38 protein-coding genes and 1 pseudogene are annotated in these 24,617 nt (G+C 67.2%); 1 reads left to right on the plus strand and 38 read right to left on the minus strand.

Going from position 1 to position 24,617, the window contains the following annotated elements:
- The 6 genes from rpsD to FB475_RS10335 all read right to left on the minus strand — a co-directional run bounded on the left by rpsD (position 1) and on the right by FB475_RS10335 (position 2,409).
- On the minus strand, positions 1-609 hold the full coding sequence (gene rpsD / locus FB475_RS10310) for a 30S ribosomal protein S4 (protein WP_141854775.1): 609 nt from the start codon (positions 607-609) through the stop codon (positions 1-3).
- A 26-nt stretch (positions 610-635) separates the two neighbouring features.
- Positions 636-1,043: a 30S ribosomal protein S11 gene (gene rpsK / locus FB475_RS10315; RefSeq protein WP_131286332.1), complete on the minus strand. Its 408-nt coding sequence runs from the start codon at positions 1,041-1,043 to the stop codon at positions 636-638.
- A 35-nt stretch (positions 1,044-1,078) separates the two neighbouring features.
- Positions 1,079-1,450, minus strand: a complete 372-nt coding sequence (gene rpsM / locus FB475_RS10320) for a 30S ribosomal protein S13 (protein ID WP_141854777.1) — start codon at positions 1,448-1,450, stop codon at positions 1,079-1,081.
- Between the two features lie 175 nt (positions 1,451-1,625).
- On the minus strand, positions 1,626-1,739 hold the full coding sequence (gene rpmJ, locus FB475_RS10325) for a 50S ribosomal protein L36 (protein WP_008361054.1): 114 nt from the start codon (positions 1,737-1,739) through the stop codon (positions 1,626-1,628).
- Positions 1,740-1,771: 32 nt separating this feature from the next.
- Positions 1,772-1,993, minus strand: coding sequence for a translation initiation factor IF-1 (gene infA, locus FB475_RS10330; RefSeq protein WP_012923661.1), 222 nt, complete (start codon positions 1,991-1,993; stop codon positions 1,772-1,774).
- Between the two features lie 92 nt (positions 1,994-2,085).
- Positions 2,086-2,409 carry a winged helix-turn-helix transcriptional regulator gene (locus FB475_RS10335; RefSeq protein ID WP_141854779.1) on the minus strand — a complete coding sequence of 108 codons (324 nt, stop codon included), beginning with the start codon at positions 2,407-2,409 and terminating at the stop codon, positions 2,086-2,088.
- Between the two features lie 76 nt (positions 2,410-2,485).
- Here FB475_RS10335 and FB475_RS10340 point away from each other — a divergent pair, with 76 nt between their 5' ends.
- Positions 2,486-3,352 carry an NAD(P)-dependent oxidoreductase gene (locus tag FB475_RS10340; protein ID WP_141854780.1) on the plus strand — a complete coding sequence of 289 codons (867 nt, stop codon included), beginning with the start codon at positions 2,486-2,488 and terminating at the stop codon, positions 3,350-3,352.
- Here the strand turns inward: FB475_RS10340 and FB475_RS10345 are convergent.
- The 32 genes and pseudogenes from FB475_RS10345 to FB475_RS10500 form a co-directional block, all read right to left on the minus strand.
- Positions 3,333-4,082 carry a type III secretion system chaperone family protein gene (locus FB475_RS10345; protein ID WP_238332072.1) on the minus strand — a complete coding sequence of 250 codons (750 nt, stop codon included), beginning with the start codon at positions 4,080-4,082 and terminating at the stop codon, positions 3,333-3,335. The two genes, FB475_RS10340 and FB475_RS10345, sit on opposite strands and share 20 nt — an antisense overlap.
- Before the next feature lie 62 nt (positions 4,083-4,144).
- Positions 4,145-4,603 carry a DUF1707 SHOCT-like domain-containing protein gene (locus FB475_RS10350; RefSeq protein WP_141854783.1) on the minus strand — a complete coding sequence of 153 codons (459 nt, stop codon included), beginning with the start codon at positions 4,601-4,603 and terminating at the stop codon, positions 4,145-4,147.
- A 67-nt stretch (positions 4,604-4,670) separates the two neighbouring features.
- Complete coding sequence (gene map, locus FB475_RS10355) at positions 4,671-5,492, minus strand: type I methionyl aminopeptidase (protein ID WP_420359204.1); 822 nt, start codon at positions 5,490-5,492, stop codon at positions 4,671-4,673.
- 12 nt (positions 5,493-5,504) lie between these two features.
- Positions 5,505-6,077 (minus strand): adenylate kinase, encoded by a 573-nt coding sequence (locus FB475_RS10360; protein WP_185759181.1) that lies wholly within the window; start codon positions 6,075-6,077, stop codon positions 5,505-5,507.
- Entirely contained in the window at positions 6,077-7,378 is a 1,302-nt protein-coding gene (gene secY, locus FB475_RS10365; protein WP_141857909.1) for a preprotein translocase subunit SecY, read from the minus strand. Before secY ends, FB475_RS10360 begins: the two co-directional genes overlap by 1 nt.
- Positions 7,379-7,513: 135 nt before the next feature.
- Positions 7,514-7,954 (minus strand): 50S ribosomal protein L15, encoded by a 441-nt coding sequence (rplO, locus tag FB475_RS10370; RefSeq protein ID WP_141854789.1) that lies wholly within the window; start codon positions 7,952-7,954, stop codon positions 7,514-7,516.
- Position 7,955: 1 nt separating this feature from the next.
- Positions 7,956-8,138, minus strand: a complete 183-nt coding sequence (rpmD, locus tag FB475_RS10375; protein ID WP_141854791.1) for a 50S ribosomal protein L30 — start codon at positions 8,136-8,138, stop codon at positions 7,956-7,958.
- Positions 8,138-8,737 (minus strand): 30S ribosomal protein S5, encoded by a 600-nt coding sequence (gene rpsE / locus FB475_RS10380; protein ID WP_141854793.1) that lies wholly within the window; start codon positions 8,735-8,737, stop codon positions 8,138-8,140. The genes rpmD and rpsE overlap by 1 nt, the downstream gene beginning before the upstream one ends.
- Positions 8,738-8,767: 30 nt before the next feature.
- On the minus strand, positions 8,768-9,151 hold the full coding sequence (rplR, locus tag FB475_RS10385; RefSeq protein ID WP_141854795.1) for a 50S ribosomal protein L18: 384 nt from the start codon (positions 9,149-9,151) through the stop codon (positions 8,768-8,770).
- 2 nt (positions 9,152-9,153) lie between these two features.
- Positions 9,154-9,696: a 50S ribosomal protein L6 gene (gene rplF / locus FB475_RS10390; RefSeq protein WP_141854797.1), complete on the minus strand. Its 543-nt coding sequence runs from the start codon at positions 9,694-9,696 to the stop codon at positions 9,154-9,156.
- A 27-nt stretch (positions 9,697-9,723) separates the two neighbouring features.
- A complete protein-coding gene (gene rpsH / locus FB475_RS10395) occupies positions 9,724-10,131 on the minus strand; it encodes a 30S ribosomal protein S8 (RefSeq protein ID WP_141854799.1) in 408 nt (135 codons plus the stop codon).
- 94 nt (positions 10,132-10,225) lie between these two features.
- Positions 10,226-10,411 (minus strand): type Z 30S ribosomal protein S14, encoded by a 186-nt coding sequence (locus tag FB475_RS10400; RefSeq protein ID WP_012923674.1) that lies wholly within the window; start codon positions 10,409-10,411, stop codon positions 10,226-10,228.
- Between the two features lies 1 nt (position 10,412).
- Entirely contained in the window at positions 10,413-10,985 is a 573-nt protein-coding gene (rplE, locus tag FB475_RS10405) for a 50S ribosomal protein L5 (RefSeq protein WP_141854800.1), read from the minus strand.
- Positions 10,985-11,386, minus strand: coding sequence for a 50S ribosomal protein L24 (rplX, locus tag FB475_RS10410; protein ID WP_238332073.1), 402 nt, complete (start codon positions 11,384-11,386; stop codon positions 10,985-10,987). The genes rplE and rplX overlap by 1 nt, the downstream gene beginning before the upstream one ends.
- A 1-nt stretch (position 11,387) precedes the next feature.
- On the minus strand, positions 11,388-11,756 hold the full coding sequence (gene rplN, locus FB475_RS10415; protein ID WP_012923677.1) for a 50S ribosomal protein L14: 369 nt from the start codon (positions 11,754-11,756) through the stop codon (positions 11,388-11,390).
- 91 nt (positions 11,757-11,847) lie between these two features.
- Positions 11,848-12,144 carry a 30S ribosomal protein S17 gene (gene rpsQ / locus FB475_RS10420; protein ID WP_141854802.1) on the minus strand — a complete coding sequence of 99 codons (297 nt, stop codon included), beginning with the start codon at positions 12,142-12,144 and terminating at the stop codon, positions 11,848-11,850.
- The gene (gene rpmC, locus FB475_RS10425; RefSeq protein WP_141854804.1) at positions 12,141-12,419 is read right to left on the minus strand and encodes a 50S ribosomal protein L29; all 279 of its coding nucleotides are present in this window, start codon (positions 12,417-12,419) and stop codon (positions 12,141-12,143) included. Before rpmC ends, rpsQ begins: the two co-directional genes overlap by 4 nt.
- Positions 12,419-12,838: a 50S ribosomal protein L16 gene (gene rplP / locus FB475_RS10430; RefSeq protein ID WP_141854806.1), complete on the minus strand. Its 420-nt coding sequence runs from the start codon at positions 12,836-12,838 to the stop codon at positions 12,419-12,421. The genes rpmC and rplP overlap by 1 nt, the downstream gene beginning before the upstream one ends.
- 3 nt (positions 12,839-12,841) lie before the next feature.
- Entirely contained in the window at positions 12,842-13,714 is an 873-nt protein-coding gene (rpsC, locus tag FB475_RS10435) for a 30S ribosomal protein S3 (protein ID WP_141854808.1), read from the minus strand.
- A 133-nt stretch (positions 13,715-13,847) separates the two neighbouring features.
- Positions 13,848-14,321 (minus strand): annotated as a pseudogene (rplV, locus tag FB475_RS10440) (50S ribosomal protein L22); the annotation flags it as partial.
- Positions 14,322-14,376: 55 nt separating this feature from the next.
- Positions 14,377-14,658: a 30S ribosomal protein S19 gene (gene rpsS / locus FB475_RS10445; protein ID WP_141854812.1), complete on the minus strand. Its 282-nt coding sequence runs from the start codon at positions 14,656-14,658 to the stop codon at positions 14,377-14,379.
- 15 nt (positions 14,659-14,673) lie between these two features.
- Complete coding sequence (gene rplB, locus FB475_RS10450) at positions 14,674-15,507, minus strand: 50S ribosomal protein L2 (RefSeq protein ID WP_141854814.1); 834 nt, start codon at positions 15,505-15,507, stop codon at positions 14,674-14,676.
- Positions 15,507-15,812: a 50S ribosomal protein L23 gene (rplW, locus tag FB475_RS10455; protein ID WP_141854816.1), complete on the minus strand. Its 306-nt coding sequence runs from the start codon at positions 15,810-15,812 to the stop codon at positions 15,507-15,509. The genes rplB and rplW overlap by 1 nt, the downstream gene beginning before the upstream one ends.
- On the minus strand, positions 15,809-16,501 hold the full coding sequence (rplD, locus tag FB475_RS10460; protein WP_141854818.1) for a 50S ribosomal protein L4: 693 nt from the start codon (positions 16,499-16,501) through the stop codon (positions 15,809-15,811). The genes rplW and rplD overlap by 4 nt, the downstream gene beginning before the upstream one ends.
- Positions 16,498-17,154: a 50S ribosomal protein L3 gene (rplC, locus tag FB475_RS10465; RefSeq protein ID WP_141854820.1), complete on the minus strand. Its 657-nt coding sequence runs from the start codon at positions 17,152-17,154 to the stop codon at positions 16,498-16,500. The genes rplD and rplC overlap by 4 nt, the downstream gene beginning before the upstream one ends.
- A gap of 16 nt (positions 17,155-17,170) precedes the next feature.
- Positions 17,171-17,479 carry a 30S ribosomal protein S10 gene (gene rpsJ, locus FB475_RS10470; protein WP_012923688.1) on the minus strand — a complete coding sequence of 103 codons (309 nt, stop codon included), beginning with the start codon at positions 17,477-17,479 and terminating at the stop codon, positions 17,171-17,173.
- A 360-nt stretch (positions 17,480-17,839) separates the two neighbouring features.
- Positions 17,840-19,033: an elongation factor Tu gene (tuf, locus tag FB475_RS10475; RefSeq protein WP_141854823.1), complete on the minus strand. Its 1,194-nt coding sequence runs from the start codon at positions 19,031-19,033 to the stop codon at positions 17,840-17,842.
- A 74-nt stretch (positions 19,034-19,107) separates the two neighbouring features.
- On the minus strand, positions 19,108-21,168 hold the full coding sequence (fusA, locus tag FB475_RS10480; protein WP_238332270.1) for an elongation factor G: 2,061 nt from the start codon (positions 21,166-21,168) through the stop codon (positions 19,108-19,110).
- 121 nt (positions 21,169-21,289) lie between these two features.
- Entirely contained in the window at positions 21,290-21,760 is a 471-nt protein-coding gene (gene rpsG, locus FB475_RS10485; protein ID WP_141854827.1) for a 30S ribosomal protein S7, read from the minus strand.
- The gene (gene rpsL, locus FB475_RS10490; RefSeq protein ID WP_141854829.1) at positions 21,760-22,134 is read right to left on the minus strand and encodes a 30S ribosomal protein S12; all 375 of its coding nucleotides are present in this window, start codon (positions 22,132-22,134) and stop codon (positions 21,760-21,762) included. Before rpsL ends, rpsG begins: the two co-directional genes overlap by 1 nt.
- 275 nt (positions 22,135-22,409) lie before the next feature.
- Entirely contained in the window at positions 22,410-23,192 is a 783-nt protein-coding gene (locus FB475_RS10495; RefSeq protein ID WP_238332074.1) for a maleylpyruvate isomerase N-terminal domain-containing protein, read from the minus strand.
- Entirely contained in the window at positions 23,185-24,489 is a 1,305-nt protein-coding gene (locus FB475_RS10500) for a nuclear transport factor 2 family protein (RefSeq protein WP_141854831.1), read from the minus strand. The genes FB475_RS10495 and FB475_RS10500 overlap by 8 nt, the downstream gene beginning before the upstream one ends.
- Between the last annotated feature and the right edge of the window lie 128 nt (positions 24,490-24,617).

The following is a 24,617-nucleotide window of genomic DNA, read 5'->3' on the forward strand; positions in this document are numbered from 1 at the left end:
TCAGTTCTTCGAGTAGAGCTCGACGATCAGGTGCTCGGCGACCTGGGTGTCGATCTGCTGCCGGGTGGGCAGCTGGTGGACGAGGATCCGCAGACGCTCCGGCATCACCTCGAGCCACGCCGGGACGACACGCTCCGAGTGCGTCTCCCGGGCGATGATGAACGGCGTCGTCTCGGCCGACTTCTGCTTGACATCGATGATGTCGTGAGCCGAAACCCGGTACGACGGGATGTTCACCTTGACGCCGTTCACGGTGAAGTGACCGTGCACGACGAGCTGACGGGCCTGGCGGCGGGTACGGGCGAGACCGGAGCGGTACACCACGTTGTCCAGCCGGGACTCCAGGATCTGCAGCAGGTTGTCACCGGTCTTGCCGGAGCGCCGCGAGGCCTCCTCGTAGTACCGGCGGAACTGCTTCTCGAGGACGCCGTAGGAGTAACGCGCCTTCTGCTTCTCGCGCAGCTGGAGCAGGTACTCGCTCTCCTTCGGGCGGCCGCGGCCGTGCATACCCGGCGGGTACGGACGACGCTCGAACGCCTTGTCGCCACCGACGAGGTCGACCCCGAGACGGCGCGACTTCTTGGTCATAGGTCCGGTGTAACGGGCCATGGTTCGCTACCTTCCTCTCTCTGGGGTCAGACCCGGCGCCGCTTGGGCGGCCGGCAGCCGTTGTGGGCGACGGGGGTGACGTCCTGGATGGTGCCGACCTCGAGGCCGACCGCACCCAGCGAACGGATCGCGGTCTCGCGGCCGGAGCCGGGACCCTTGACGAACACGTCGATCTTGCGCATGCCGTGCTCCATCGCCCGGCGCCCGGCGGCCTCGGCGGCCATCTGCGCGGCGAACGGGGTCGACTTGCGCGAACCCTTGAAGCCGACGGTGCCCGCGGAGGCCCACGAGATGACCGCGCCGGTCGGGTCGGTGATCGTCACGATCGTGTTGTTGAACGTGCTCTTGATGTGCGCGTGGCCGGCGGCCACGTTCTTCTTCTCCTTGCGGCGCACCTTCTTCGCGCCGGCCGCCGTGCGGCTCTTGGGAGGCATAGGTCAGTTGCTCCTGGGGTTGACGGTCATCCGGGTCACTTCTTCTTCTTGCCGGCGATCGCCTTACGGCGACCCTTACGGCTACGGGCGTTGGTCCGGGTGCGCTGACCGCGCACCGGAAGCCCGCTGCGGTGCCGGCGACCCTGGTACGACCCGATCTCGATCTTGCGGCGGATGTCCGCGGTCACCTCGCGCCGGAGGTCACCTTCGATCTTGTAGTTGCCTTCGATCCAGTCCCGGAGCTTGACCAGCTCGTCGTCGCCCAGCTCGTGGACGCGCTTGTCCGGGGAGACCCCGGTGTTCTTCAGCGTTTCCTGGGCGCGCGTGCGGCCCACACCGAAGATGTACGTGAGAGCGACCTCGATGCGCTTGTCGCGCGGCAGGTCGACTCCAACGAGGCGTGCCATGTGGCGGTGTTCCTTTCGTCGGCAGAGGTGTGGTGGCGCGCTGCGTCCCCGCCCGCCTCGGTGAGTTGTTGTTCACCGGCAGGGCCCTGGCCTCTGTTCCAGGGGCAACATCCAGTGACCTGGATGAGCATGCGCGCTGTGGTGCGAAAGTGCCGTGTTCCTGCGTGAGGCTTTGTCAGCCCTGCCGCTGCTTGTGCCGCGGGTTCTCGCAGATCACCATGACCCGGCCGTGCCGGCGGATCACCTTGCACTTGTCGCAGATCTTCTTGACGCTCGGGTTGACCTTCATCGAGCTACTTTCTTCGACAGGTGTTGGTGGTGTTACTTGTACCGGTAGACGATGCGACCCCGGGTGAGGTCGTACGGCGACAGCTCCACGACGACCCGGTCCTCGGGGAGGATCCGGATGTAGTGCTGCCTCATCTTGCCGCTGATGTGCGCGAGCACCTTGTGCCCGTTGGACAGCTCAACACGGAACATCGCGTTCGGCAGGGCCTCGACGATGGTGCCCTCGAGTTCGATTACTCCCTCTTTTTTGGGCATGTCCTCGCACTTCTGTAGACGTGACTGGCTATGGCTACAAAGAGCCAAGGAAAAAGTGTACGCCACGCGCGGCCATCATCCCAATTGACCCCTCAGCGGGTACTCTCCAGCTCCGCCATATGCTCCGCACCCCACGCGTCGAGCGGCAACAAGGCGACGTTCAGCGACTGCCCGAGCTCGGTGAGTGAGTACTCGACCTTAGGTGGCACCTGGTGGAACACCTCCCGGTGCACGATGCTGCGCGACTCCAGTTCGCGCAACTGCTGGACCAGCATCTTCTCGGTCACCCCAGGGATCTCCCGCCGCAACTCCCCGAACCGCATCGGGCCGTGATGCAACGCCCAGAGGATCCTTGGCTTCCACTTCCCGCCGATCACGTCGGCCGCCGCGTCCAGACCACAGGTGTACGGGCGCATACTTACCTTTCCGTCAGTACCTGACTTTTTAGTCGGTACTTGTCCATCGTAAAGCCGCAGCTCGAAGGTGGACCCCATGAAGTCACCTGTCACCGTCCTCGGGCTCGGGGCGATGGGAACCGCCCTCGCCCGCGCCTTCCTCGCCGCCGGCCACCCGACCACCGTCTGGAACCGCACCCCCGGCCGCTCCCCCGAGCTCGACGCCCTCGGTGCGATCCGCGCCACGACCGTCGCGGACGCGATCGCCGCCGGCCCGCTCGTCGTCGTCTGCCTGCTCGTCGACGACACCGTCCGCAGCACGCTGGACGGCGTCGACCTCACCGGCCGGACAGTCGTCAACCTCACCAACAGCACGCCCGACCAGGCCCGTGGCACGGCGGAGCGAGCAGCCGCCGCGGGAGCGCAGTACCTCGACGGCGGGATCATGGCCGTCCCACCGATGATCGGTACGCCGGGCGCCTTCATCTTCTACAGCGGCCCGCAGGACGTGTTAGAGCAGCACCGTCCGGCGCTCGAGGTGCTCGCGCGTCCGGCGTACGTCGGAACGGATCCGGGCCTCGCCGCGCTGTACGACATCGCCCTGCTCAGCGCGATGTACGGAATGTTCGGCGGCGCCCAGCACGCCCTCGCCCTCATCACCAGTTCAGGTAACCCGACGGAGCCGTTCACCAACGACTTCCTGGTCCCGTGGCTGACGGCGATGCTGACGAGCCTCCCCAGCATGGCCAGGGAACTCGACCACGGTCCTGCGACTACGGCCGACTCGAATCTCTCGATGCAAGCAGCTGCCTACGAGAACCTGGTCACCACAGCCGAACGGCAAGGTGTCGACCCGAGGCTGCTGACCCCGATGGGTGAATTGATGCAGCGGGCCGTGGATGCCGGGCACGGCGACGGTGGACTGTCGGCACTCGTGGGATTGCTCAGGACTCCTGCTGACTAGCCGCCCACTGTTCGCCGGCGCGCCAGACCTGTTCGGGCATCAGGTCGAGCAGGTCACAGGCCGCGTCCAACTGGGCCAGGGCGGTCCCGGAATCCCGGTACGCCGGCAGGATCGCGACGAACCGCCGCCCCTCGCAACTGAAGCCGAACGGCGGTACGTCGGCCAGCGCGGCCACCGCCCGCGGGTGCAGCACTGCGCGGGCATGGTCCTCGCGCCCGTTGTACAACCGGTACTGCGTCTGCAGACCGTCGACCTCGACCGGCAGCGGCAGCAGGCTGGCCGCGGCGACCGGTGCGAGGCCCGCGGGCAGGATCTGCAGCGGCGGCAACGGCCGGTCCACCTGCAGGTCGAGGAAGTCGAAGCCGAGCTCACGTCGCCGGACCTTGTGCCGGAACCGCCCGGTCCAGAACTCGCGCCCGCGATGCCGCCCGGACGTCACGTCCACCACGTCGGCCTTCGGGTCCGTGTCGAACGGTGGGAACGGCCAACGTTCCAGCAGTTCGTCACCGGACGCGCTGACCCGCCACCCCAGCTGCCCGGCGGCGTCCACCCACTCGCGCCGCCGCCTGCTGTCACCGATCCGCAGCGCCACCGTGAACACCACCAGCACCACGAACCAGGCCATCACCACCCACCCGACCCACCGCGGTTCCAGCAACAGCCCGATGATCGCCAACGGTACGGCGACCACGAACCACACCACGTAGACGATCGCGGCCCCCTCATGCACCTGCCACGCCACAGCCGGCCGCAACCGCGGACCGGCTACTCGGCGACTGACCGGGGGCGCGGTCAACGGCGCCTGCCGAGGCCGCCGAGGGCGATGATCGCCCAGGGGATCAGCAGCCAGACCGGCCAGAAGTGCGGCCAGTGACCGCCGTTGCCGAGCCCGACCACGAACCAGATCACGACGTTGATCGCCACCACACCGGTGAAGCCACCACCCAGCGCAGCCAGTCCGTGCCGGCGCGGACGGTTGTCGCGCCGCCGCTGACGCTCCGGGAAGCTGCCCGGCTCGGGTGCGGGCGTGGTGTCCTGGACCACCGCGGGCGTCTGGTACGTACGCACCGGCGGCAGGTCACGCACCAGCGGTTCGAGTTCGCCGTACGTCTGCACCGCGTACAGCTGGTCGAGCCGGGACGAGAACTCGGGCTGGTCCAGCCGGCCGTCCGCGAAAGCGTCCCGCAACCGTCCGGCGATCTTGTCCCGGTCGGCTTCGGTGAATCGCTGATGCGGCTGGTACTGAGGCATGTCTCAAGTGTGCCTCAGCTCAGGTCCGCCCGCGTCCCCCAACGGGTGGACCAGCAGGGTCCACCGATCAGTCGGACAGCGGGCCGAACGTGACGCCGAGTTCGGCGAGTTTCGCCTCGCCACCGTCGAGGGCGGTGAGCACCCACGGGCCTTGCGGAGTGAGAGTGAACGTGTGCTCGGTGTGAGCGGCGGCCTGGCCGTCGTCGGTGACGACCGTCCAGTCGTCCTCGAGCGTGTGGTTGTCCTGCTTGCCGAGGGTCAGCATCGGCTCGACCGCGAGCGCCATCCCCTCGACCAGCTTCGGGCCGCGACCGGGACGGCCGAAGTTCGGCACGTTCGGCGGTTGGTGCATGGCCGAGCCGATGCCGTGCCCGACGAAGTCCTCGACGATCCCGTACGACGAGTTCGCGCGGACGTGCGACTCGACCGCGGCCGAGATGTCGGACAGCCGGCCACCGAGCCGGGCGGCGGCGAACCCGCGCCACATCGACTCCTCGCAGACCCGGGCCAGCTCGAGCAGTTCCTCGGCGACCTCGCCGACCCCGACGGTGATCGCGGCGTCGCCGTGCCAACCGTCGACGATCGCACCGCAGTCGATCGAGATCAGATCACCCTCGGCCAGCACCCGGCCGCCGGGGATGCCGTGCACGATCTCGTCGTTCACCGACGCGCAGATCGAGCCGGTGAACCCGTGGTAGCCCTTGAACGACGGGGTGGCGCCGGAGGACCGGATGTTGTCCTCGGCGATCGCGTCCAGCTCGGCGGTACTGATACCGGCCCGGACCGAGCCGCGGAGCAGCTCCAGCGTGCGGCCGACCACCAGGCCGGCCTTGCGCATCGCCAGAATCTGCTCGCGGGTCTTGATCTCGATACCGCGGTCCCTGAACATCACGTGCGCTCGCTACTCCGTGATCGACTTCAACGCGGCGAGGACGCGCTCGCTGACCTCGTCGATCTCGCCGACGCCGTCCACCTCGACGAGCAGGCCGCGCTCGGCGTACACCGCGAGCAGCGGCTTGGTCTCGGCGGCGTACACATCCTGGCGGTGCCGGATGACCTCTTCGGAGTCGTCCGAACGGCCGTCGGTCTGGGCCCGCTTGAGCATCCGGCCGACCAGTACGTCGGTGTCGGCGACCAGCGCCACCACGGCGTCCAGCTTGTGGCCGTGGTCGGCGATGATCTCGTCCAGCGTGCCGACCTGGGCCAGCGTCCGCGGGTACCCGTCGAGCAGGAAGCCGTCGCCGGCGTCGGCCTCGGACAGCCGGTCCCGCACCATCGCGTTGGTGACCTCGTCCGGCACGTAGTCGCCGGCGTCCATGTAGCGCTTCGCCTCGACACCGAGCGGCGTCTGGTCCTTCACGTTCGCACGGAAGATGTCGCCGGTGGACACGGCCGGGATATTCAGGCGTTCCGCAAGCACCTTTGCCTGCGTGCCCTTGCCCGCCCCGGGCGGACCCATCAGCAACATTCTCATCAGCGCAGGAACCCTTCGTAGTTACGCTGCTGCAGCTGACTCTCGATCTGCTTCACCGTGTCGAGTCCGACGCCGACCATGATCAGGATCGACGTACCACCGAACGGGAAGTTCTGGCTCGCGTTCAGCAGGACGAGGGCCACCAGCGGGATCATCGAGATCGCCGCGAGGTAGATCGCGCCCGGCAGCGTGATGCGGTCCAACACGTACTTCAGGTATTCCTCGGTCGGCCGCCCGGCCCGGATACCCGGGATGAAGCCGCCGTATTTCTTCATGTTGTCCGCGACTTCCTTCGGGTTGAAGGTGATCGAGACGTAGAAGTACGTGAAGAAGATGATCAGGGCGACATACGTCACCATGTAGATCGGGTGGTCGCCCTTGACCAGGTTCCCTTGGATCCAGTTCGACCAGCTCTTGCCCTGCTGGAACTGACTGACCAGGACCGGGAGGTACAGCAGGCTGGAGGCGAAGATGACCGGGATGACCCCGGCCTGGTTCACCTTCAGCGGAATGTACGTCGAGGTGCCGCCGAACATCTTCCGCCCGACCATGCGCTTGGCGTACTGGACGGGGATCCGGCGCTGCGCCTGCTCGATGAAGATGACCGCGGCCATGATGACCAGACCGATCGCGATCACCACGACGAAGGTGGTGACGCCCTTCTGCTTGCGGATACTCCACAGGTTGGTCGGGAAGGTGGCGACGATCTGGGTGAAGATCAGGATCGACATGCCGTTACCGACGCCGCGGTCGGTGATCAGCTCACCGAGCCACATGATCACGCCGGTGCCGGCGGTCATGGTCAGCACCATCACGGTGACGGTGAACCAGTCGTCCTTGTAGAGCAGCGGCTCACTGCAGCCCTGGAACAGCCGGCCCGGCGTCCGGGCCAGCGCCACGAAGGCGGTCGACTGCAGGATCGCCAGACCGACAGTCAGGAACCGGGTGTACTGGGTGATCTTCGCCTGTCCCGCCTGGCCCTCCTTCTTCAGCGACTCCAGCCGCGGGATCACCACGGTGAGCAACTGCAGGATGATGCTGGCGGTGATGTACGGCATGATGCCGAGCGCGAAGATCGCGAGCTGCAGCAGCGCGCCACCGGAGAACAGGTTGATCAAGCTGTACAGGTTCGCGTTCGCGCCACCCTGCGAGATCTTGATACAAGTGTGCAGCGACTGGACGTTCACACCCGGGGCCGGCACCACGGAGCCGATCCGGAAGATCACGACGATGAAGAGCACGAACAAGATCTTCCGGCGCAGGTCCGGGGTCTTGAACGCGTTGGCGAAGGCGCTTAACACCTTGTCCTCCCACATGTTTCCCTTGCCGCGGGCACGGCAGGGGCCTAGCTGAGCCGCTGGGCAAGAGACGAGCCAGGGCCCGTCCGACCGGCGCAGGATATCAAGCACCGATCGTTACGAGCCCTGGACCTCGTGTCACACCTCGGTCGTGGTTCCCCCAGCCGCCTGGATCTTGTCCGTGGCGGACTTCGAGAACTTGTGTGCCGAGACCTGCAGTGCCACGGTCAGTTCGCCGTCACCCAGTACCTTCACCGGCTGACCACGACGAACCGCGCCCTTGGCGACCAGCTCGGCCACGCCGACCTCGCCACCCTCGGGAAACAGTTGTCCGAGCTTGTCCAGGTTAACGACCTGGAACTCCACCCGGTTCCTGCTCTTGAAGCCCTTCAGCTTCGGGAGCCGCATGTGCAGCGGCATCTGGCCACCCTCGAAGTACTCGGGGATGTTGTTGCGCGCCTTGCTGCCCTTGGTACCGCGGCCGGCGGTCTTGCCCTTGCTGCCCTCACCACGACCCACGCGGGTCTTGGCGGTCTTGGCACCGGGCGCCGGACGCAGGTGGTGAACCTTGAGCGCCATGTCAGTCGACCTCCTCGACAGTGATGAGGTGGCGAACCGCACGGACCATGCCCCGGACCTCGGGCTTGTCCTCGTGGACGGCGCTGTCGCCGATCCGCTTGACGCCCAGGGTGCGCAGCGTGTCGCGCTGGTTCTGCTTGCCACCGATGCCCGAACGGACCTGGGTCACCTTCAGGCGTGCCATCAGGAAGCCACCTCCGCCCGCGCCTTCAGCAGGGCTGCCGGAGCGACGTCCTCGACCGGCAGGCCACGGCGCGCGGCCACGGCCTCCGGGGTCTCCAGGCTGCGCAGCGCCTCAACGGTGGCGTGCACCACGTTGATGGAGTTGGACGAGCCCAGCGACTTGCTGAGGATGTCGTGGATCCCGGCGCACTCCAGTACGGCGCGCGCCGAACCGCCCGCGATCACACCGGTACCGGGCGCGGCCGGACGCAGCATGACCACGCCGGCGGCCTTCTCGCCCTGGACCGGGTGCGGGATGGTGCCCTGGATCCTCGGCACCTTGAAGAATGCCTTCTTGGCCTCCTCGACACCCTTGGCGATCGCCGCGGGCACCTCCTTGGCCTTGCCGTAACCCACACCGACGGTGCCTTCACCGTCACCGACGACCACAAGGGCGGTGAAGCTGAAGCGCCGACCACCCTTCACGACCTTGGCGACCCGGTTGATGGCTACCACGCGCTCGATGTAGGCGGTCTTGTCCGCCTGCTGACCGCGACCACCGTCGCGGCCACGGCGCTCACCACCGGCGCCGCCTCCGCGACGCTGCTGGCCTCCGCTCATTTCGAACTACCTTCCTTTGTGTACGCCATGTCAGAACCCGAGCCCGCCCTCGCGAGCGGCATCGGCCAGGGCTGCGATGCGGCCGTGGTACTTGTTACCGGCGCGGTCGAACACGACCGCGTCGATGCCGGCGGCCTTGGCCCGGTCGGCGATCAGGCCGCCGACGGTCTTGGCCTTGTCGGTCTTGTTGTCCGACGCGCCGCGCAGGTCGGCCTCCATGGTGGAGGCGGACACCAGCGTCTTGCCGGCGACGTCGTCGATCACCTGAACGAACAGGTGCCGCGACGACTTGGTGACCACCAGCCGCGGCCGGTCGGCCGTGCCGTTGATCTTCTTCCGGACCCGAATCTGGCGCCGCAGCCGCGAGGCCGTCTTCTTGGCGGAGTGCTTGTTGTGCCGCAGTCCGATCGCCATGGTTACTTACCAGCCTTTCCGACCTTGCGGCGCACCTGCTCGCCGGCGTACCGCACACCCTTGCCCTTGTACGGCTCGGGCTTACGCAGCTTGCGGATGTTGGCGGCGACCTCACCGACCGACTGCTTGTCGATGCCGATCACCGAGAACCGGGTCGGCGCCTCCACGTTGAACGTGATGCCTTCCGGCGCGTCCACCGTGATGGGGTGGCTGTAGCCCAGCGAGAACTCCAGCTGGGTCGGGCCCTTGGAGATCACCCGGTAACCGACACCGACGATCTCGAGCTTCTTCTCGTAGCCGTCCGTCACGCCGGTCACCAGGTTGGCGATCAGGGTGCGGGACAGACCGTGCAGTTCCTTGCTCTTGCGCTGGTCGTCGGGGCGGGTCACGGCGATCGCGCCGTCCTCGTCCCGGTTGACCACGATCGGCTCAGCGACGACGTGCGACAGCTGACCCTTCGGACCCTTCACGGTGACCGTCTGGCCGTCGATCGTGACGTCGACGCCGGACGGGACCGTGACCGGGAGCTTACCGATGCGAGACATTCTTGTGGTCCTCCTTCCGGTTCTTCGTCACCAGACGTAGGCGAGGACTTCCCCGCCGACGCCCTTGTTCTTGGCCTGCTTGTCGGTCAGTAGTCCCTGGGACGTCGAGATGATCGCGACGCCCAGGCCACCGAGGACCTTGGGCAGGTTGGTCGACTTCGCGTAGACCCGCAGGCCCGGCTTCGAGATCCGGCGCACACCCGCGATGGAGCGCTCCCGGCTCGGACCGAACTTGAGGTCGACGATCAGGGTCTTGCCGACGGCGCCCTCCTTGGGCTCCTCGACCTTGTAGGAGGCGATGTAGCCCTCCTGCTGGAGAATGTCGGCGATGCCCTGCTTGATCTTGCTGTACGGCATCGTGGTCGACTCGTGGTACGCCTGGTTGGCGTTCCGCAGACGCGTCAACATGTCTGCGATCGGGTCGGTCATCGTCATGGCCTGGGGCCTCTTTCCCGCCGTGGTTTCGCCGTTCGGCGACCTACGGTGACTAGGTGGTGGTGAATAGGGAGAAGTTCTGGAGTGGAAAAGGTCACCAGCTGGACTTGGTGACACCGGGCAGCTCGCCCCGGTGCGCCATCTCCCGCAGGCAGATCCGGCAGAGGCCGAACTTGCGGAAGACCGCCTTCGGCCGGCCGCAACGCTGGCAGCGGGTGTAACCGCGCACCGCGAACTTCGGCTTCCGGGCCTGCTTGACCTTGAGTGCTGTCTTCGCCACGTCAGTTCTCCTTGAACGGGAAGCCGAGCGCCCGCAGCAGGGCCCGACCCTCGTCGTCGTTCGTCGCGGTGGTGACCACGGTGATGTCCATGCCCCGGACGCGGTCGATCCGGTCCTGGTTGATCTCGTGGAACATCACCTGCTCGGTCAGACCGAAGGTGTAGTTCCCGGTGCCGTCGAACTGCTTCGGGGACAGGCCGCGGAAGTCGCGGATCCGGGGCAGCGCGAGCGCCAGCAGCCGGTCCAGGAACTCCCACATCCGGTCGCCGCGCAGCGTCACGTGGGCGCCGATCGGCATCCCCTCACGCAGCTTGAACTGCGCGATCGACTTGCGGGCCTTGGTGACCTGCGGCTTCTGGCCGGTGATCGCGGCCAGGTCCTTCACCGCGCCCTCGATCAGCTTGGAGTCGCGCGCCGCCTCGCCGACGCCCATGTTCACCACGATCTTGGTGAGCCCGGGCACCTGCATGACGTTGGCGTACTTGAACTCCTCGTGCAGCTTGCCGACGATCTCCTCGCGGTACTTCGTCTTCAGCCGCGGAGCGACCTTGCTCTCGGTAACTGCCGTGCTCATCAGATCTCCTCGCCGGTACGCCGGGCGATCCGGACGCTCCGGTAACCGGTGTACGTCGAACCGTCGGGACGGCGCTTCTGCACCTCGACGCGGTTGTAGCCGACGCGGGTGGTCACCTTCTGCTTCTTGCCGTCCTTCTCGACCTCGACGACAAGCATCACGTTGGAGACGTGGATCGGGGCTTCCTGGGTGACGATGCCACCGGTGGTGCCGCCGCGCTGGGCCTGCTGCACCTTGGTGTGCTTCTTGACCCGGTTCACGCCCTCGACGATGACCTTCTCGTCGTTCGGGAAGACCTGGATGATCTTGCCCTCGAGGCCCTTCGAGCGACCCGAGATCACCCGGACCTGGTCACCCTTCCGTACGTGCAGCTTCTTCTGCGCCTTTTTTTCTTGGGCCATCTCAGAGCACCTCCGGTGCGAGCGAGATGATCTTCATGAAGCGCTTCTCCCGCAGCTCACGGCCGACCGGGCCGAAGATGCGGGTGCCGCGCGGCTCGCCGTCGGCCTTGAGGATCACGGCGGCGTTCTCGTCGAAGCGGATGTAGGAGCCGTCCGGACGCCGGCGCTCCTTCACGGTCCGCACGACGACCGCCTTGACGACGTCACCCTTCTTCACACCACCGCCGGGGATCGCGTCCTTGACGGTGGCGACGATCGTGTCACCGACACCGGCGTAGCGCCGACCGGAGCCACCGAGAACGCGGATGCAAAGGATCTCCTTCGCGCCCGTGTTGTCGGCGACCTTCAGTCGCGACTCCTGCTGGATCATCTGTTGATCTCCTGGTTGTCTCGCTGGTTCTCAGCTGCGCCGAGCCTTGCGGAACGAATAATTTCGATTGGTTGCCAGCCGCGGCTGGGAACTACTTGGCCTTCTCGAGAATCTCGACGACGCGCCAGCGCTTGGTCGCCGACAGCGGCCGGGTCTCCATCAGGAGGACGCGGTCGCCGATACCGGCGGCGTTCTGCTCGTCGTGGGCCTTGAGCTTGCTGGTCCGGCGGATGACCTTGCCGTACAGGTGGTGCTTGACCCGGTCCTCGACCTCGACCACGACGGTCTTGTCCATCTTGTCGCTCAGCACCAGACCCTCACGGGTCTTCCGGCGGCCTCGCGCCTCGGCGGTCGTGCTCACGGTCTCGTCCTTCACGTTCTCGGTCATGCGTTCGCCTTCTCACTGTCGTCCGCAGCGTCCACGTCCGCGGCCGCCTCGGCCGGAGCGTCGACCTCTTCGGTGATGCCCAGAGCGCGCTCCGACAGCACCGTGTAGATGCGGGCGATGTCCTTACGGACGGCGCGCAGCCGGCCGTGGGACTCCAGCTGGCCCGTGGCAGCCTGGAACCGGAGGTTGAACAGCTCCTCCTTGGCTTCGCCGAGCTTGCTCAGCAGCTCGTCCCGGCCCAGGTTCCGCAGCTCGGCGGCGGTCAGGGTAGCCATCAGTTCTCACCTGCCTCTCGGGTGATGAAGCGGCACTTCATCGGCAACTTGTGGATCGCGCGGCGCATCGCCTCGCGAGCGATCTCCTCCGGAACACCGGAGAGCTCGAACATCACGCGGCCGGCCTTCACGTTGGCGATCCACCATTCCGGCGAACCCTTACCGGAACCCATCCGGGTCTCGGCCGGCTTCTTGGTCAGCGGACGGTCCGGGTAGATGTTGATCCACACCTTGCCGCCACGCTTGATGTGCCGGGTCATCGCGATACGAGCGGCCTCGATCTGCCGGTTGGTGACGTAGTGGCTCTCCAGTGCCTGGATGCCGAACTCACCGAAGGCGAGCGAGGTACCACCCTTGGCCGCGCCGGAGCGCGTCGGGTGGTGCTGCTTGCGGTGCTTGACCTTGCGGGGGATGAGCATCGGTCAGCTCTCCGTTCCGGTCGTCTCGGTCGCCTTGTCGGCAGCCGGCGCGGACTCCGCAGCCCCGCTGTTTGCCGGCACAGCCGCGTTGTCGTTACGCGAATCGCGGCGGTTGTCGCCACGGCCACCACGGCCGCCACGGTCACCGCGGTCACGGTCGCCACCACGGCCACCGCGGTCGTCGCGGCGGGCCGGCCGGCGCTGCTGAGTGGCGGCGCGGGCCGCGGCCTGCGCCTCGCGCTCGGCCCGGGAGCCGGCGACGTCACCCTTGTAGATCCAGACCTTCACGCCGATCCGGCCGAAGGTCGTCCGGGCCTCGTAGAAGCCGTAGTCGATGTCGGCCCGCAGCGTGTGCAGCGGGACGCGACCCTCGCGGTAGAACTCCGACCGCGACATTTCCGCGCCACCGAGCCGGCCGGAGCACTGGATCCGGATGCCCAGGGCGCCGCCACGCATGGTGGTCTGCATCGCCTTGCGCATCGCGCGGCGGAACGCCACGCGGCCGGACAGCTGCTCGGCCACGCCCTGCGCGACCAACTGGGCGTCGACCTCGGAGTTCTTCACCTCGAGGATGTTCAGCTGCACCTGCTTGCCGGTGAGCTCCTCGAGCGAGCCGCGGATGCGGTCCGCCTCGGCGCCACGGCGGCCGATCACGATGCCCGGACGGGCGGTGTGGATGTCGACCCGGACCCGGTCACGGGTGCGCTCGATCTCCACGCGGGAGATGCCGGCGCGCTCCATGCCCTTGCTCAGCAGGCGGCGGATCTTGACGTCCTCGCCCACGTAGTCCTTGTACAGCTTGTCGGCGTACCAACGGCTCTTGTGGTCGGTGCTGATGCCGAGACGGAACCCGTGCGGGTTTACCTTCTGTCCCACGTCAGGACTCCTTCTTCTCAGCGGTGGCCTTCTTGGCAGCCGTCTTCTTGGCGGTCGCCTTCTTGGCCGGCTTGTCCGCGGCCTCGTCCGCAGGCTTGGCGTCGGCAGCCTTCTTGGCAGCCTTCTTCGCCGGAGCCTTCTTGGCCGTGTCCGCGTCCGCCGTCTTCTTGGCGGCGGCCTTCTTGGCCGGCGCCTTCTCGACAGGCTCGTCGGACTCCCGCGGGCCGACGACCACGGTGATGTGGCTGGTCCGCTTGTCGATCCGGGTGGCCCGGCCCTGCGCACGCGGGCGGTGACGCTTCAGCGTCGGACCCTCGTCCACGAAGGCCTTGACCACGATCAGGTCGGCCCGGCTCAGGTGTTCGGTGCCCTCGGCGTTCGCCGCGGCGCTGTCGACGACCTTGTACACGGTCGCGGCAGCGGCCTGCGGGGCGAACTTCAGAGTGGCGAGTGCGTCGTCGACGCCCAGACCGCGCACCAGGTCGACCACGCGGCGCGCCTTCATCGGCGTCACGCGGACGAAGCGCGCGACCGCGAAGGCCCCGGGCTGCTCGCCCAGCAGGCTCTCGCGACGGGCGCTGATCGCCCTACGCTCTTGAACGCTCATGATGTTCGAATCTCTCCGTAGATTGCTTTCGCTTCGTCACTGAATCCCTTGCGGGTCAGCGACGCCGTGACTTCCGGTCGTCCTTCTCGTGACCCTTGAACGTCCGGGTCGGGGCGAACTCGCCGAGCTTGTGCCCGACCATCGAGTCCGTCACGAACACCGGCACGTGCTTGCGGCCGTCGTGCACCGCGAGCGTGTGGCCGATCATGTCCGGCACGATCATCGATCGGCGGGACCAGGTCTTGATGACGTTCTTGGTGCCCTTCTCGTTCTGCACCTCCACCTTCTTCATCAGGTGGTGGTCGACGAACGGGCCCTTCTTGAGACTACGTGGCATCTGGCCGGCTCCCTATCAGCGCTTCTTGCCGGCCTTGCGACGCCGGACGATCATGCGGTCGCTTTCCTTGCGGGTGCGGGTCCGGCCTTCCGGCTGGCCCCACGGGGACACCGGGTGGCGACCACCCGAGGTCTTACCCTCACCACCACCGTGCGGGTGGTCGACCGGGTTCATCGCGACACCGCGGACGGTCGGGCGCTTGCCCTTCCAGCGCATCCGGCCCGCCTTGCCCCAGTTGATGTTCGACTGCTCGCCGTTGCCGACCTCACCGAGGGTGGCGCGGCAGCGCACGTCGACCATCCGGACCTCGCCGGACGGCATCCGCAGGGTGGCCATCCGGCCTTCCTTGGCGACCAGCTGGATGCTGGAACCGGCCGAGCGGGCCATCTTGGCGCCGCCGCCGGGCCGCAGCTCGACCGCGTGGATCGTGGAACCGACCGGGATGTTGCGCAGCGGCAGGTTGTTGCCCACCTTGATGTCGGCGGCCGGGCCGTTCTCGACGATCGTGCCCTGCTGCAGGGTGGACGGGGCGAGGATGTAGCGCTTCTCGCCGTCCACGTAGTGCAGCAGCGCGATCCGCGCGGTGCGGTTCGGGTCGTACTCGATGTGCGCGACCTTGGCCGGCACGCCGTCCTTGTCGTAGCGCTTGAAGTCGATCAGCCGGTACGCCCGCTTGTGACCGCCACCGTGGTGCCGGGTGGTGATCTTGCCGGAGCTGTTCCGGCCGCCCTTCTTCGGCAGCGGACGCAGCAGCGACTTCTCCGGGGTCGAACGGGTGAGCTCGACGAAGTCGGCCACGCTCGAGCCACGGCGGCCCGGCGTCGTCGGCTTGTACTTGCGGATTCCCATTACGACTGGCCTCCGAAGATATCGATGCGGTCGTCGCCCTTCAGCGTCACGATCGCCCGCTTGGTGTCCGGGCGCTTGCCCCAGCCGGCACGAGTGCGGCGGCGCTTGCCCTTGCGGTTCAGGGTGTTGACGTCCGTGACCTTGACCTTGAACACCTTCTCGACCGCGAGCTTGATCTCGGTCTTGTTGGCGTCCGGTGCGACCTCGAACGTGTACTTCTGCTCGTCCAGCAGGCCGTAGCTCTTCTCGCTCACGACCGGCCGGAGCAGCACGTCGCGGGGGTCCTTGTTGACTCCGTGGCTCATGCTTCTACCTCCTCGGCCTCAGTCGACGTGGCGACGGCCTTGACGGACTTGCCCTTGGGCGCGCCGGCGACGAACGCGTCGAGTGCACTCTTGGTGAACACGACCGCGTCGCTGCACAGCACGTCGTACGCGTTCAGCTGGTCGGCCGCGATCAGGTGCACGTGCTGCACGTTGCGCAGGCTCAGCCAGGTGATCTCGTCGGCGCGGTCGACCACGACCAGCGCCTTGCCCGGGTCGGTGACCTCGCCGAGCACCTTCAGCGCCGACTTGGTGGAAGGCTTGTCGCCGTCCACGAAGCTCTCGACGACGAACACGCGGCCGTCACGGGCCCGGTCCGACAGCGAGCCGCGGAGCGCGGCGGCGATCATCTTCTTCGGGGTCCGCTGGCTGTAGTCGCGCGGCACCGGGCCGTGGACGACGCCACCACCGGTGAACTGTGGCGCGCGGGTCGAACCCTGGCGGGCGCGACCGGTGCCCTTCTGGCGGTACGGCTTGGCGCCACCGCCGGACACCTCGCCCCGGGTCTTCGCCTTGTGCGTGCCCTGACGGGCCGCCGCCAGCTGGGCCACCACGACCTGGTGGATCAGCGGCACGTTGACCTGGACGTCGAACAGCTCGGCCGGAAGCTCGGCGGAACCCTTCTTGGTGACCTTGTCGCCCTTCACGGCGACGACGTCGACGGTGCTCACTTCGCAGCTCCCTTCGCGGCGTTGCGGATCAGCACCAGGCCGCCCTTGGGGCCCGGGACCGCACCCTTCAGCAGGATCAGGCCGCGCTCGGTGTCCACAGCGTGCACGGAGACGTTCTGCGTGGTGACGTTCTCGCCACCCATGCGTCCGGCCATCCGCAGGCCCTTGAAGACCCGGCCCGGGGTGGCGCAGCCACCGATGGAGCCCGGCGAACGGTGCTTCTTGTGCACACCGTGGGTGGCCCGCAGACCACCGAAGCCGTGCCGCTTCATGACACCGGCGAAGCCCTTGCCCTTGCTGGTCGCGGAGACGTCGACGCGCTCGCCGGCCGCGAAGGTCTCGGCCTTCAGCTCCTGGCCCAGCGAGTACTCGCTCGCGTCCGCGGTGCGCAGCTCCAGCAGGTGCCGGCGCGGGGTCACGCCGGCCTTGTCGAAGTGGCCGCGGGCGGGCTTGGTCACCTTGCGCGGGTCGATGTCGCCGAAAGCGATCTGCACGCCGTCGTAGCCGTCGCGGTCCGAGGTACGGACGCCGGTGACGACGCAGGGGCCGGCCTGGATCACGGTGACGGGGACGACGCGGTTGTTCTCGTCCCAGGTCTGGGTCATGCCGAGCTTGGTGCCCAGCAGACCGCGCGTGTTCTTCACAGTGCTCATTGGTCTTTCCGCGTCCTCAGAGCTTGATCTCGATGTCGACACCGGCCGGCAGGTCGAGACGCATCAGCGAGTCGACGGTCTTCGGCGTGGGGTCGATGATGTCGATGAGCCGCTTGTGGGTGCGCATCTCGAAGTGCTCGCGGCTGTCCTTGTACTTGTGCGGCGAGCGGATGACGCAGAACACGTTCTTTTCCGTCGGCAACGGCACCGGGCCAGCAACCTTCGCACCAGTACGCGTCACCGTGTCGACAATCTTGCGTGCCGAGCTGTCGATGACCTCGTGGTCGTAGGCCTTCAGCCGGATGCGGATCTTCTGTCCCGCCATCGCTTCGCTTCGTCCTTCTCTATCGTCTAACGGTGCGTTGCTCCGACCCCCGCGGTCGGGTGTGTCGCGTGCGCGGAACGCGCGTGACTCACCGCTTTTCGACCTGGTTTGGAGATCGGGGCCCCGGTCTCGGACCGGAACCTCGGCATGGTCTCCGGTCCGGCGCACCAGCCAGATCAAGAAGATCTGGGACGCGCCCCGGCGGCCTCGCCTGAGCAACCTGAATATTGTGCCAGAGATCGGCGCCGGAACGCCAATCGGGTGGCTTCACGCCCGATCCCATCCCACCTGAGCGTGGGATCGGGCGCAAAGCAGAGGTCCGCGGGGGCTCAGTTCCGAGCCCTCGCGGACCTCATGAGATCACTTGATGATCTTGGTGACCCGGCCGGCGCCGACGGTGCGGCCACCTTCACGGATCGCGAACTTCAGACCGTCCTCCATGGCGATCGGCTGGATCAGCTCGACCGTCATGTCGGTGTTGTCGCCCGGCATGACCATCTCGGTGCCCTCGGGCAGCGTGACGACACCGGTGACGTCGGTGGTGCGGAAGTAGAACTGCGGGCGGTAGTTCTGGAAGAACGGCGTGTGACGGCCGCCCTCCTCCTTGGAAAGGATGTAGACCGACGCCTCGAAGTTCGTGTGCGGGGTCGTGGTGCCCGGCTTGATCACAACCATGCCGCGCTCGACGTCCTCGCGCTTCGTACCACGGAGCAGCAGACCGACGTTCTCACCGGCCTGGCCCTCGTCGAGAAGCTTGCGGAACATCTCGATACCGGTGACAGTCGTGGACTGCTTGGTCTCGTGGATGCCGACGATGTCGACGGTCTCGTTGACCTTGATGACACCGCGCTCGATCCGGCCGGTGACGACCGTACCGCGACCGGTGATGGTGAAGACGTCCTCCACCGGCATCAGGAACGGCTTGTCGATCTCGCGCTCCGGCTGCGGGATGTACTCGTCGACAGCGTTCATCAGCTCGATGATCGACTCGCCCCACTTGGCGTCGCCCTGCAGCGCCGGGTGCGCGGCAACCCGCACGATCGGCGCGTTGTCGCCGTCGAACTCCTGCTCCGAGAGCAGCTCGCGAACCTCGAGCTCGACGAGCTCCAGGATCTCCTCGTCGTCGACCATGTCGCACTTGTTCAGGGCGACGACCATCGCCGGCACGCCGACCTGACGGGCGAGCAGCACGTGCTCACGCGTCTGCGGCATCGGGCCGTCGGTGGCGGCGACGACCAGGATCGCACCGTCCATCTGGGCCGCACCGGTGATCATGTTCTTGATGTAGTCCGCGTGACCCGGGCAGTCGACGTGGGCGTAGTGCCGGGCCTCGGTCTGGTACTCGACGTGCGCGATCGAGATGGTGATACCGCGCTGGCGCTCTTCCGGCGCCTTGTCGATCTGATCGAAGGCCGAGGCCTCGTTCAGGTCCGGGTACTTGTCGTGCAGCACCTTGGTGATCGCCGCGGTAAGAGTGGTCTTACCGTGGTCGATGTGACCGATGGTGCCGATGTTGACGTGCGGCTTAGTCCGCTCGAACTTCGCCTTCGCCACTGGGGCCCTCCTAGATAAATGTTGACTACGCCGTACGCCGACGCGCTTGGGGTGTGGTGGCCAGGAACGAGTTGTTACTCGCCCCGGGCCTTCTTGATGATCTCTTCCGCCACGTTCTTCGGAACCTCGGCGTAGGAATCGAACTGCATCGAGTAGGACGCGCGGCCCTGGGTCTTCGACCGCAGGTCACCGACATACCCGAACATCTCCGACAGTGGTACCAGAGCCTTGACGACCCGGCTGCCACCGGGGCCCTCGTCCATCTGCTGGATCTGGCCACGGCGGGAGTTGAGGTCGCCGATCACGTCGCCCATGTAGTCCTCGGGCGTCGTGACCTCGACGGCGAACATCGGCTCCAGGATGACCGGACCGGCCCGGCGAGCAGCCTCCTTGAAGGCCATCGAACCGGCGATCTTGAAGGCGAGCTCCGAGGAGTCGACGTCGTGGTACGCGCCGTCCTGCAGCGTCACCTTCACGTCCACCATCGGGTAGCCGGCCAGTACGCCGAACTCCATCGCCTCCTGGCAGCCCTCGTCCACCGACGGGATGTACTCCCGGGGGATGCGGCCACCGGTGACGGCGTTGACGAACTCGTACCCGCCCTCGCCACCGGCCTCCACCGAGGTCGGCTCGATGTCGATGATCACGCGACCGAACTGACCCGAACCACCGGTCTGCTTCTTGTGCGTGTAGTCGACCTTCTCGACCTTCTTGGTGATGGTCTCGCGGTAGGCGACCTGCGGCTTGCCGACGTTGGCCTCGACCCGGAACTCGCGCTTCATCCGATCGACCAGCACCTCGAGGTGCAGCTCGCCCATACCGGCGATGATGGTCTGGCCGGTCTCCTCGTCGGTGCGGACCACGAAGGTCGGGTCCTCCTCGGCGAGCCGCTGGATCGCGACGCCCAGCTTCTCCTGGTCGGCCTTCGACTTGGGCTCGATGGCGACCGAGATGACCGGGGCCGGGAACTGCATCGACTCCAGCACGACCGGGTTCGCCGGGTCGGCCAGCGTCTCACCGGTGGTGGTGTCCTTCAGACCCATCACGGCGACGATGTGGCCGGCGCCGATCGACGCGATCTCCTCACGCTTGTTCGCGTGCATCCGGTAGATCTTGCCGATCCGCTCCTTGCGGCCCTTGGTCGGGTTCAGCACCTGGGTGCCGGTCTCGAGCTTGCCCGAGTACACCCGGATGAAGGTCAGCTTGCCCAGGTGCGGGTCGGCGGCGATCTTGAACGCCAGCGCCGAGAACGGCTCGCTGTCGTCCGGCTTGCGCAGCACGACCTTCTCCGCGTCCTTGACGTCGTGGCCCTCGATGGCCGGGACGTCGATCGGGCTCGGCAGGTACGCGTTCACCGCGTCGAGCAGCGGCTGGACGCCCTTGTTCTTGAAGGCCGTACCGGTCAGGACCGGGGTCAGCTTGCTGGCCAGGGTCGCGCGACGGATGGCGGCGACCAGCTGCTCCTGGGTCGGCTCCTCGCCCTCCAGGTACAGCTCCATGATCTCGTCGTCGGCCTCGGCGACGGTCTCGATCAGCTTGTCCCGCCACTCGGCCGCGAGCTCGGTGTGGCTGGCCGGGATCTCCTCGACCGTGTAGTCCTCGCCCATCTTGGTCTCGCCGCGCCAGGTCAGCGCGCGCATGCCCACCAGGTCGACGACGCCGATGAAGTCGGCCTCGGACCCGATCGGCAGCTGCATGACCAGCGGCACCGCGGCGAGGCGGTCCCGGATCATGTCGACGCAGCGCATGAACTCCGCGCCGGTGCGGTCCAGCTTGTTGACGAAGCAGATCCGCGGGACGCCGTACCGGTCCGCCTGGCGCCACACGGTCTCGGACTGCGGCTCCACACCGGCAACGCCGTCGAACACCGCGACGGCGCCGTCGAGCACGCGCAGCGAACGCTCCACCTCGACGGTGAAGTCGACGTGGCCCGGGGTGTCGATGATGTTGATGGTGTGGTCTTTCCAGGTGCAGGTCGTCGCGGCGGACGTGATCGTGATGCCGCGCTCCTGCTCCTGCTCCATCCAGTCCATCGTGGCGGCGCCCTCGTGGACCTCACCGATCTTGTAGGTGATACCGGTGTAGAAGAGGATCCGCTCGGTCGTCGTCGTCTTGCCGGCGTCGATGTGGGCCATGATCCCGATGTTGCGGACCTTGGCCAGGTCGGTGGTGATTTGTACGGCCACCTCGGTGGTCTACCTCTCGATTCTGTACTGCGTCAAAGGGTGAGCGCTGGGGTCCGGATCGGACCCCGGATCACCAGCGGTAGTGGGCGAAAGCCTTGTTGGCTTCGGCCATCTTGTGCGTGTCCTCGCGGCGCTTCACCGACGCACCGAGACCGTTGGACGCGTCCAGGATCTCGTTCATCAGCCGCTCGGACATGGTCTTCTCGCGGCGGGCCCGCGAGTACGTCGTCAGCCAGCGCAGCGCCAGCGTGGTCGACCGGCCCGGCTTGACCTCGATCGGCACCTGGTAGGTGGCGCCACCGACCCGGCGGCTCTTCACCTCGATGCTCGGCTTCACGTTGTCCAGCGCACGCTTCAGCGTGATCACCGGGTCGGTGCCGGTCTTCGTCCGGGTGCCCTCGAGCGCGTCGTAGACGATCCGCTGGGCGATCTGCTTCTTGCCGTCGACCAGGATCTTGGAGATCAACTGGGTGACGAGCGGCGAACTGTAGACCGGGTCGATGATGACCGGGCGCTTCGGGGCGGGGCCCTTGCGCGGCATTAGCTCTTCTCCTTCTTCGCGCCGTAGAGGCTGCGGGCCTGCTTACGGTTCTTCACACCCTGGGTGTCGAGCGAACCGCGGATGATCTTGTAGCGGACACCCGGGAGGTCCTTCACCCGGCCGCCACGGACGAGCACGATCGAGTGCTCCTGCAGGTTGTGGCCGACACCGGGGATGTACGCGGTGACCTCGATGCCGCTGGTCAGGCGGACACGCGCGACCTTACGAAGGGCCGAGTTCGGCTTCTTCGGCGTGGTCGTGTAGACGCGCGTGCACACACCACGACGCTGAGGGGAACCCTTCAGGGCCGGCGTCTTGTTCTTGGACACCTTGTCCTGGCGGCCCTTGCGGACCAGCTGCTGAATGGTGGGCACCGCGTAGCTCTTTCTGTCGTCCGGCTGGGTTTGTAGCTTTTACCTGACCCCCGCGGTCGGGTGTGTCGCGTGCGCACGAGCAGACCGAAGCCGTAATCTTCCAGACTGTCGGCAGGAGTCCCGTGCCACGCGGCCCGACCCGAAGGACTCGGGGCACGCATGACGGCCCAGGAAAGACCCCGGGCACGATCGTTAAGACTAGCGGGTGCCTCAAGCACGGTCAAAATGAGTAACCGACCGCCGTGGAGAGCCTCCGCCCTTCCAGTGTACAGGGCCTACGGAGTGGCCCTGCCGGCCAGGAAATCGCTGCCCACGACTGCGTCTCCCTCGACCGTCAGAACGGCCGTCGGCAAGCGCTTCCACAGGCACAGGTCGAGCTCCGCCGCGGTCCCCGAGAGCACCGCTTCGCCGACCGCCCTGCCGCGCTCGACCGCGGGCGGATTCCCTTCTGACAAAGGCGTCAGCGTCCATTCGTGCCCGGTGTCGGTGGCCCGTACGCCGACCTGCCGGGTGACCGCCGGAGCGAACCCGCGGGCGAGCATCCGGGGCAGGAACACCTCGAACACCTCGTCCACTCCGTCGGCCGCGATCGCCGCAGGTATCACCTCCAGACCAGTGCCGGCCTCTTGAGCGGCGGCCTGCCGGGCGTCCACGAGGTGGATGACCGTCTCATGCAGGCGCCGCCGGGCCCAGAATCCGGCGCGCTGATCGACCGGCGCGAAGTTCCAGCAGGGTTCGTCCGGATCGACCGCCCGGATCGCCGCGGACAGCGCCGCGCTGGTGGCGGCATACCAGTCGGCCCAGGAGATCGTCGTCCGCAGTACCTCCGGGACCTGCTGGGAGGTGCCGCTGAGCACGATCGAGGCCGCCCAGCGCTGCCCGGAGCCGATGTGCAGCGCCAGGTCGGCGACCGTCCAGCCCGGGCACGCGGGCACCGGCCGGGACGGGTCGAGATCGCCGAGGACGGCCGCCAGCTCGGCGGCCGTCCGGTCGAACTCGGCGAGGTGGTCGATCGGGTCCTGGGACCCGATCGACGCAGCGGAGAAACCTTCAGGCACGGAACTCGACGTCGGTGATAGCGCCGTCGACGACCCGGTAGAGCGCCAGCTGCGGGACGGCGCCGTCGTCGTCGTAGCTGTTCACGTGCTCCACCACCCACTCCCCCAGGGTGATCTTCTGCAGCACTTCGGTCTTGCAGCGGCCGGCCTCGAAGAGCGGGCGGTAATACTCCCGGAGGAACCGGCGGCCCTTCAGTTCGGAGCCGTTCGCGAGCAGGATGCGCGCCGTCGGCGAGTACGTCGCCAGGAAGGCCTCGAGGTCGTGTGCGGCGTACGCCGCGTGCTCGCGGGCGATCACCCGCGCCGCGGGCGTCTCGGCGGTGACAGCGGCCACCGTGGCCACCCCTAAGTCCGCAAGCGATGCCTGGACGGCCGGCACGACAGGAGCGGCCGGCGTGACAGCTGCCGGGACGGCCGGTGGCTGTTCGGGCTTCGGTGCCTGCCGAGTGGCGGGTTCGGCAGGTGCCTTGGGAGCCGTGGCGACCGCGGTCCTGGTCGTCCGGCGGGTAGCGGTGGTGGTGGTCGTCTTCCGGGCCGGTGGTGGTGGGACGAGGAGCTTGCCGTCGGCGCCAGGCTGCTCGCCGAGGTGGGCGATCGCCCAGTCGAGAGCCTTGGTCACGGCGGCGCGTGATTCTTCGGTGTGGTCGAGCATGTCGAACCCGTGGTGCCCTTTCGGTACGTCGATGATGTCCAGCGCGGCGCCACCCGCGGAGACGAACTCCGCTACCGGACCGGCGAGCTCCTCACGCTCGAGTCCGACTCTTGTCAGCAGCACAGGCAGGTCCTTGTGTTTGCCGATCACCTCGGCAGCAGTTACCAGATCGTCGACACCGGGCGGGGTGGCGAGCAACGGGTAGGTCAGGGATACGAAGCGCAGCCAGTCGGGGCGGCTGTCCAGCCACTCCCCGGCCAGCAGGCCGGCGCCCGAGAAGAACCACAGCCCGACCCGATCGGGGTCGACCCGTGGATCCGAACGCAGTACGGCGACCGCGGCCTCCACCTCGTCCGCGGCCTCGACCAGGCGGTCGAGGCCGTGGATCAGGCTGTGGTCGACGACTGCGGCCACCAGGCCTCGCCTGGCGGCAGCGGTCGCGTAGCCCTTGTAGACCGGCCAGTCCCGAGGCATCACCTCGAGGCCGTCCGGTCCGGGTCCCCCGTGCACGAAGAGAATTGCGCCGCCTCGGGCGGTACCGGGCGGGCGGTACAGGTCGATCTCCCCCAGGCGATCGACGCGTACGTCAGAACCTTCCAGAACCCCCAAGACGAAAGGCCGCAAGTAGGCCGGCAAATCCGTCATGCACCAATCTTGGCGCATCCGGCGGACACTTTCAGCCGCCACCCCGAGTGTCTTCGCCGGCCGCGCCGAAAAGCCGCGAGGGCGGCACTCCCGGATGGAAGTGCCGCCCTCTGTATTAATACTTTCCC

The organism is Kribbella jejuensis (genome assembly GCF_006715085.1).
Taxonomy (GTDB): Bacteria; Actinomycetota; Actinomycetes; order Propionibacteriales; family Kribbellaceae; genus Kribbella; species Kribbella jejuensis.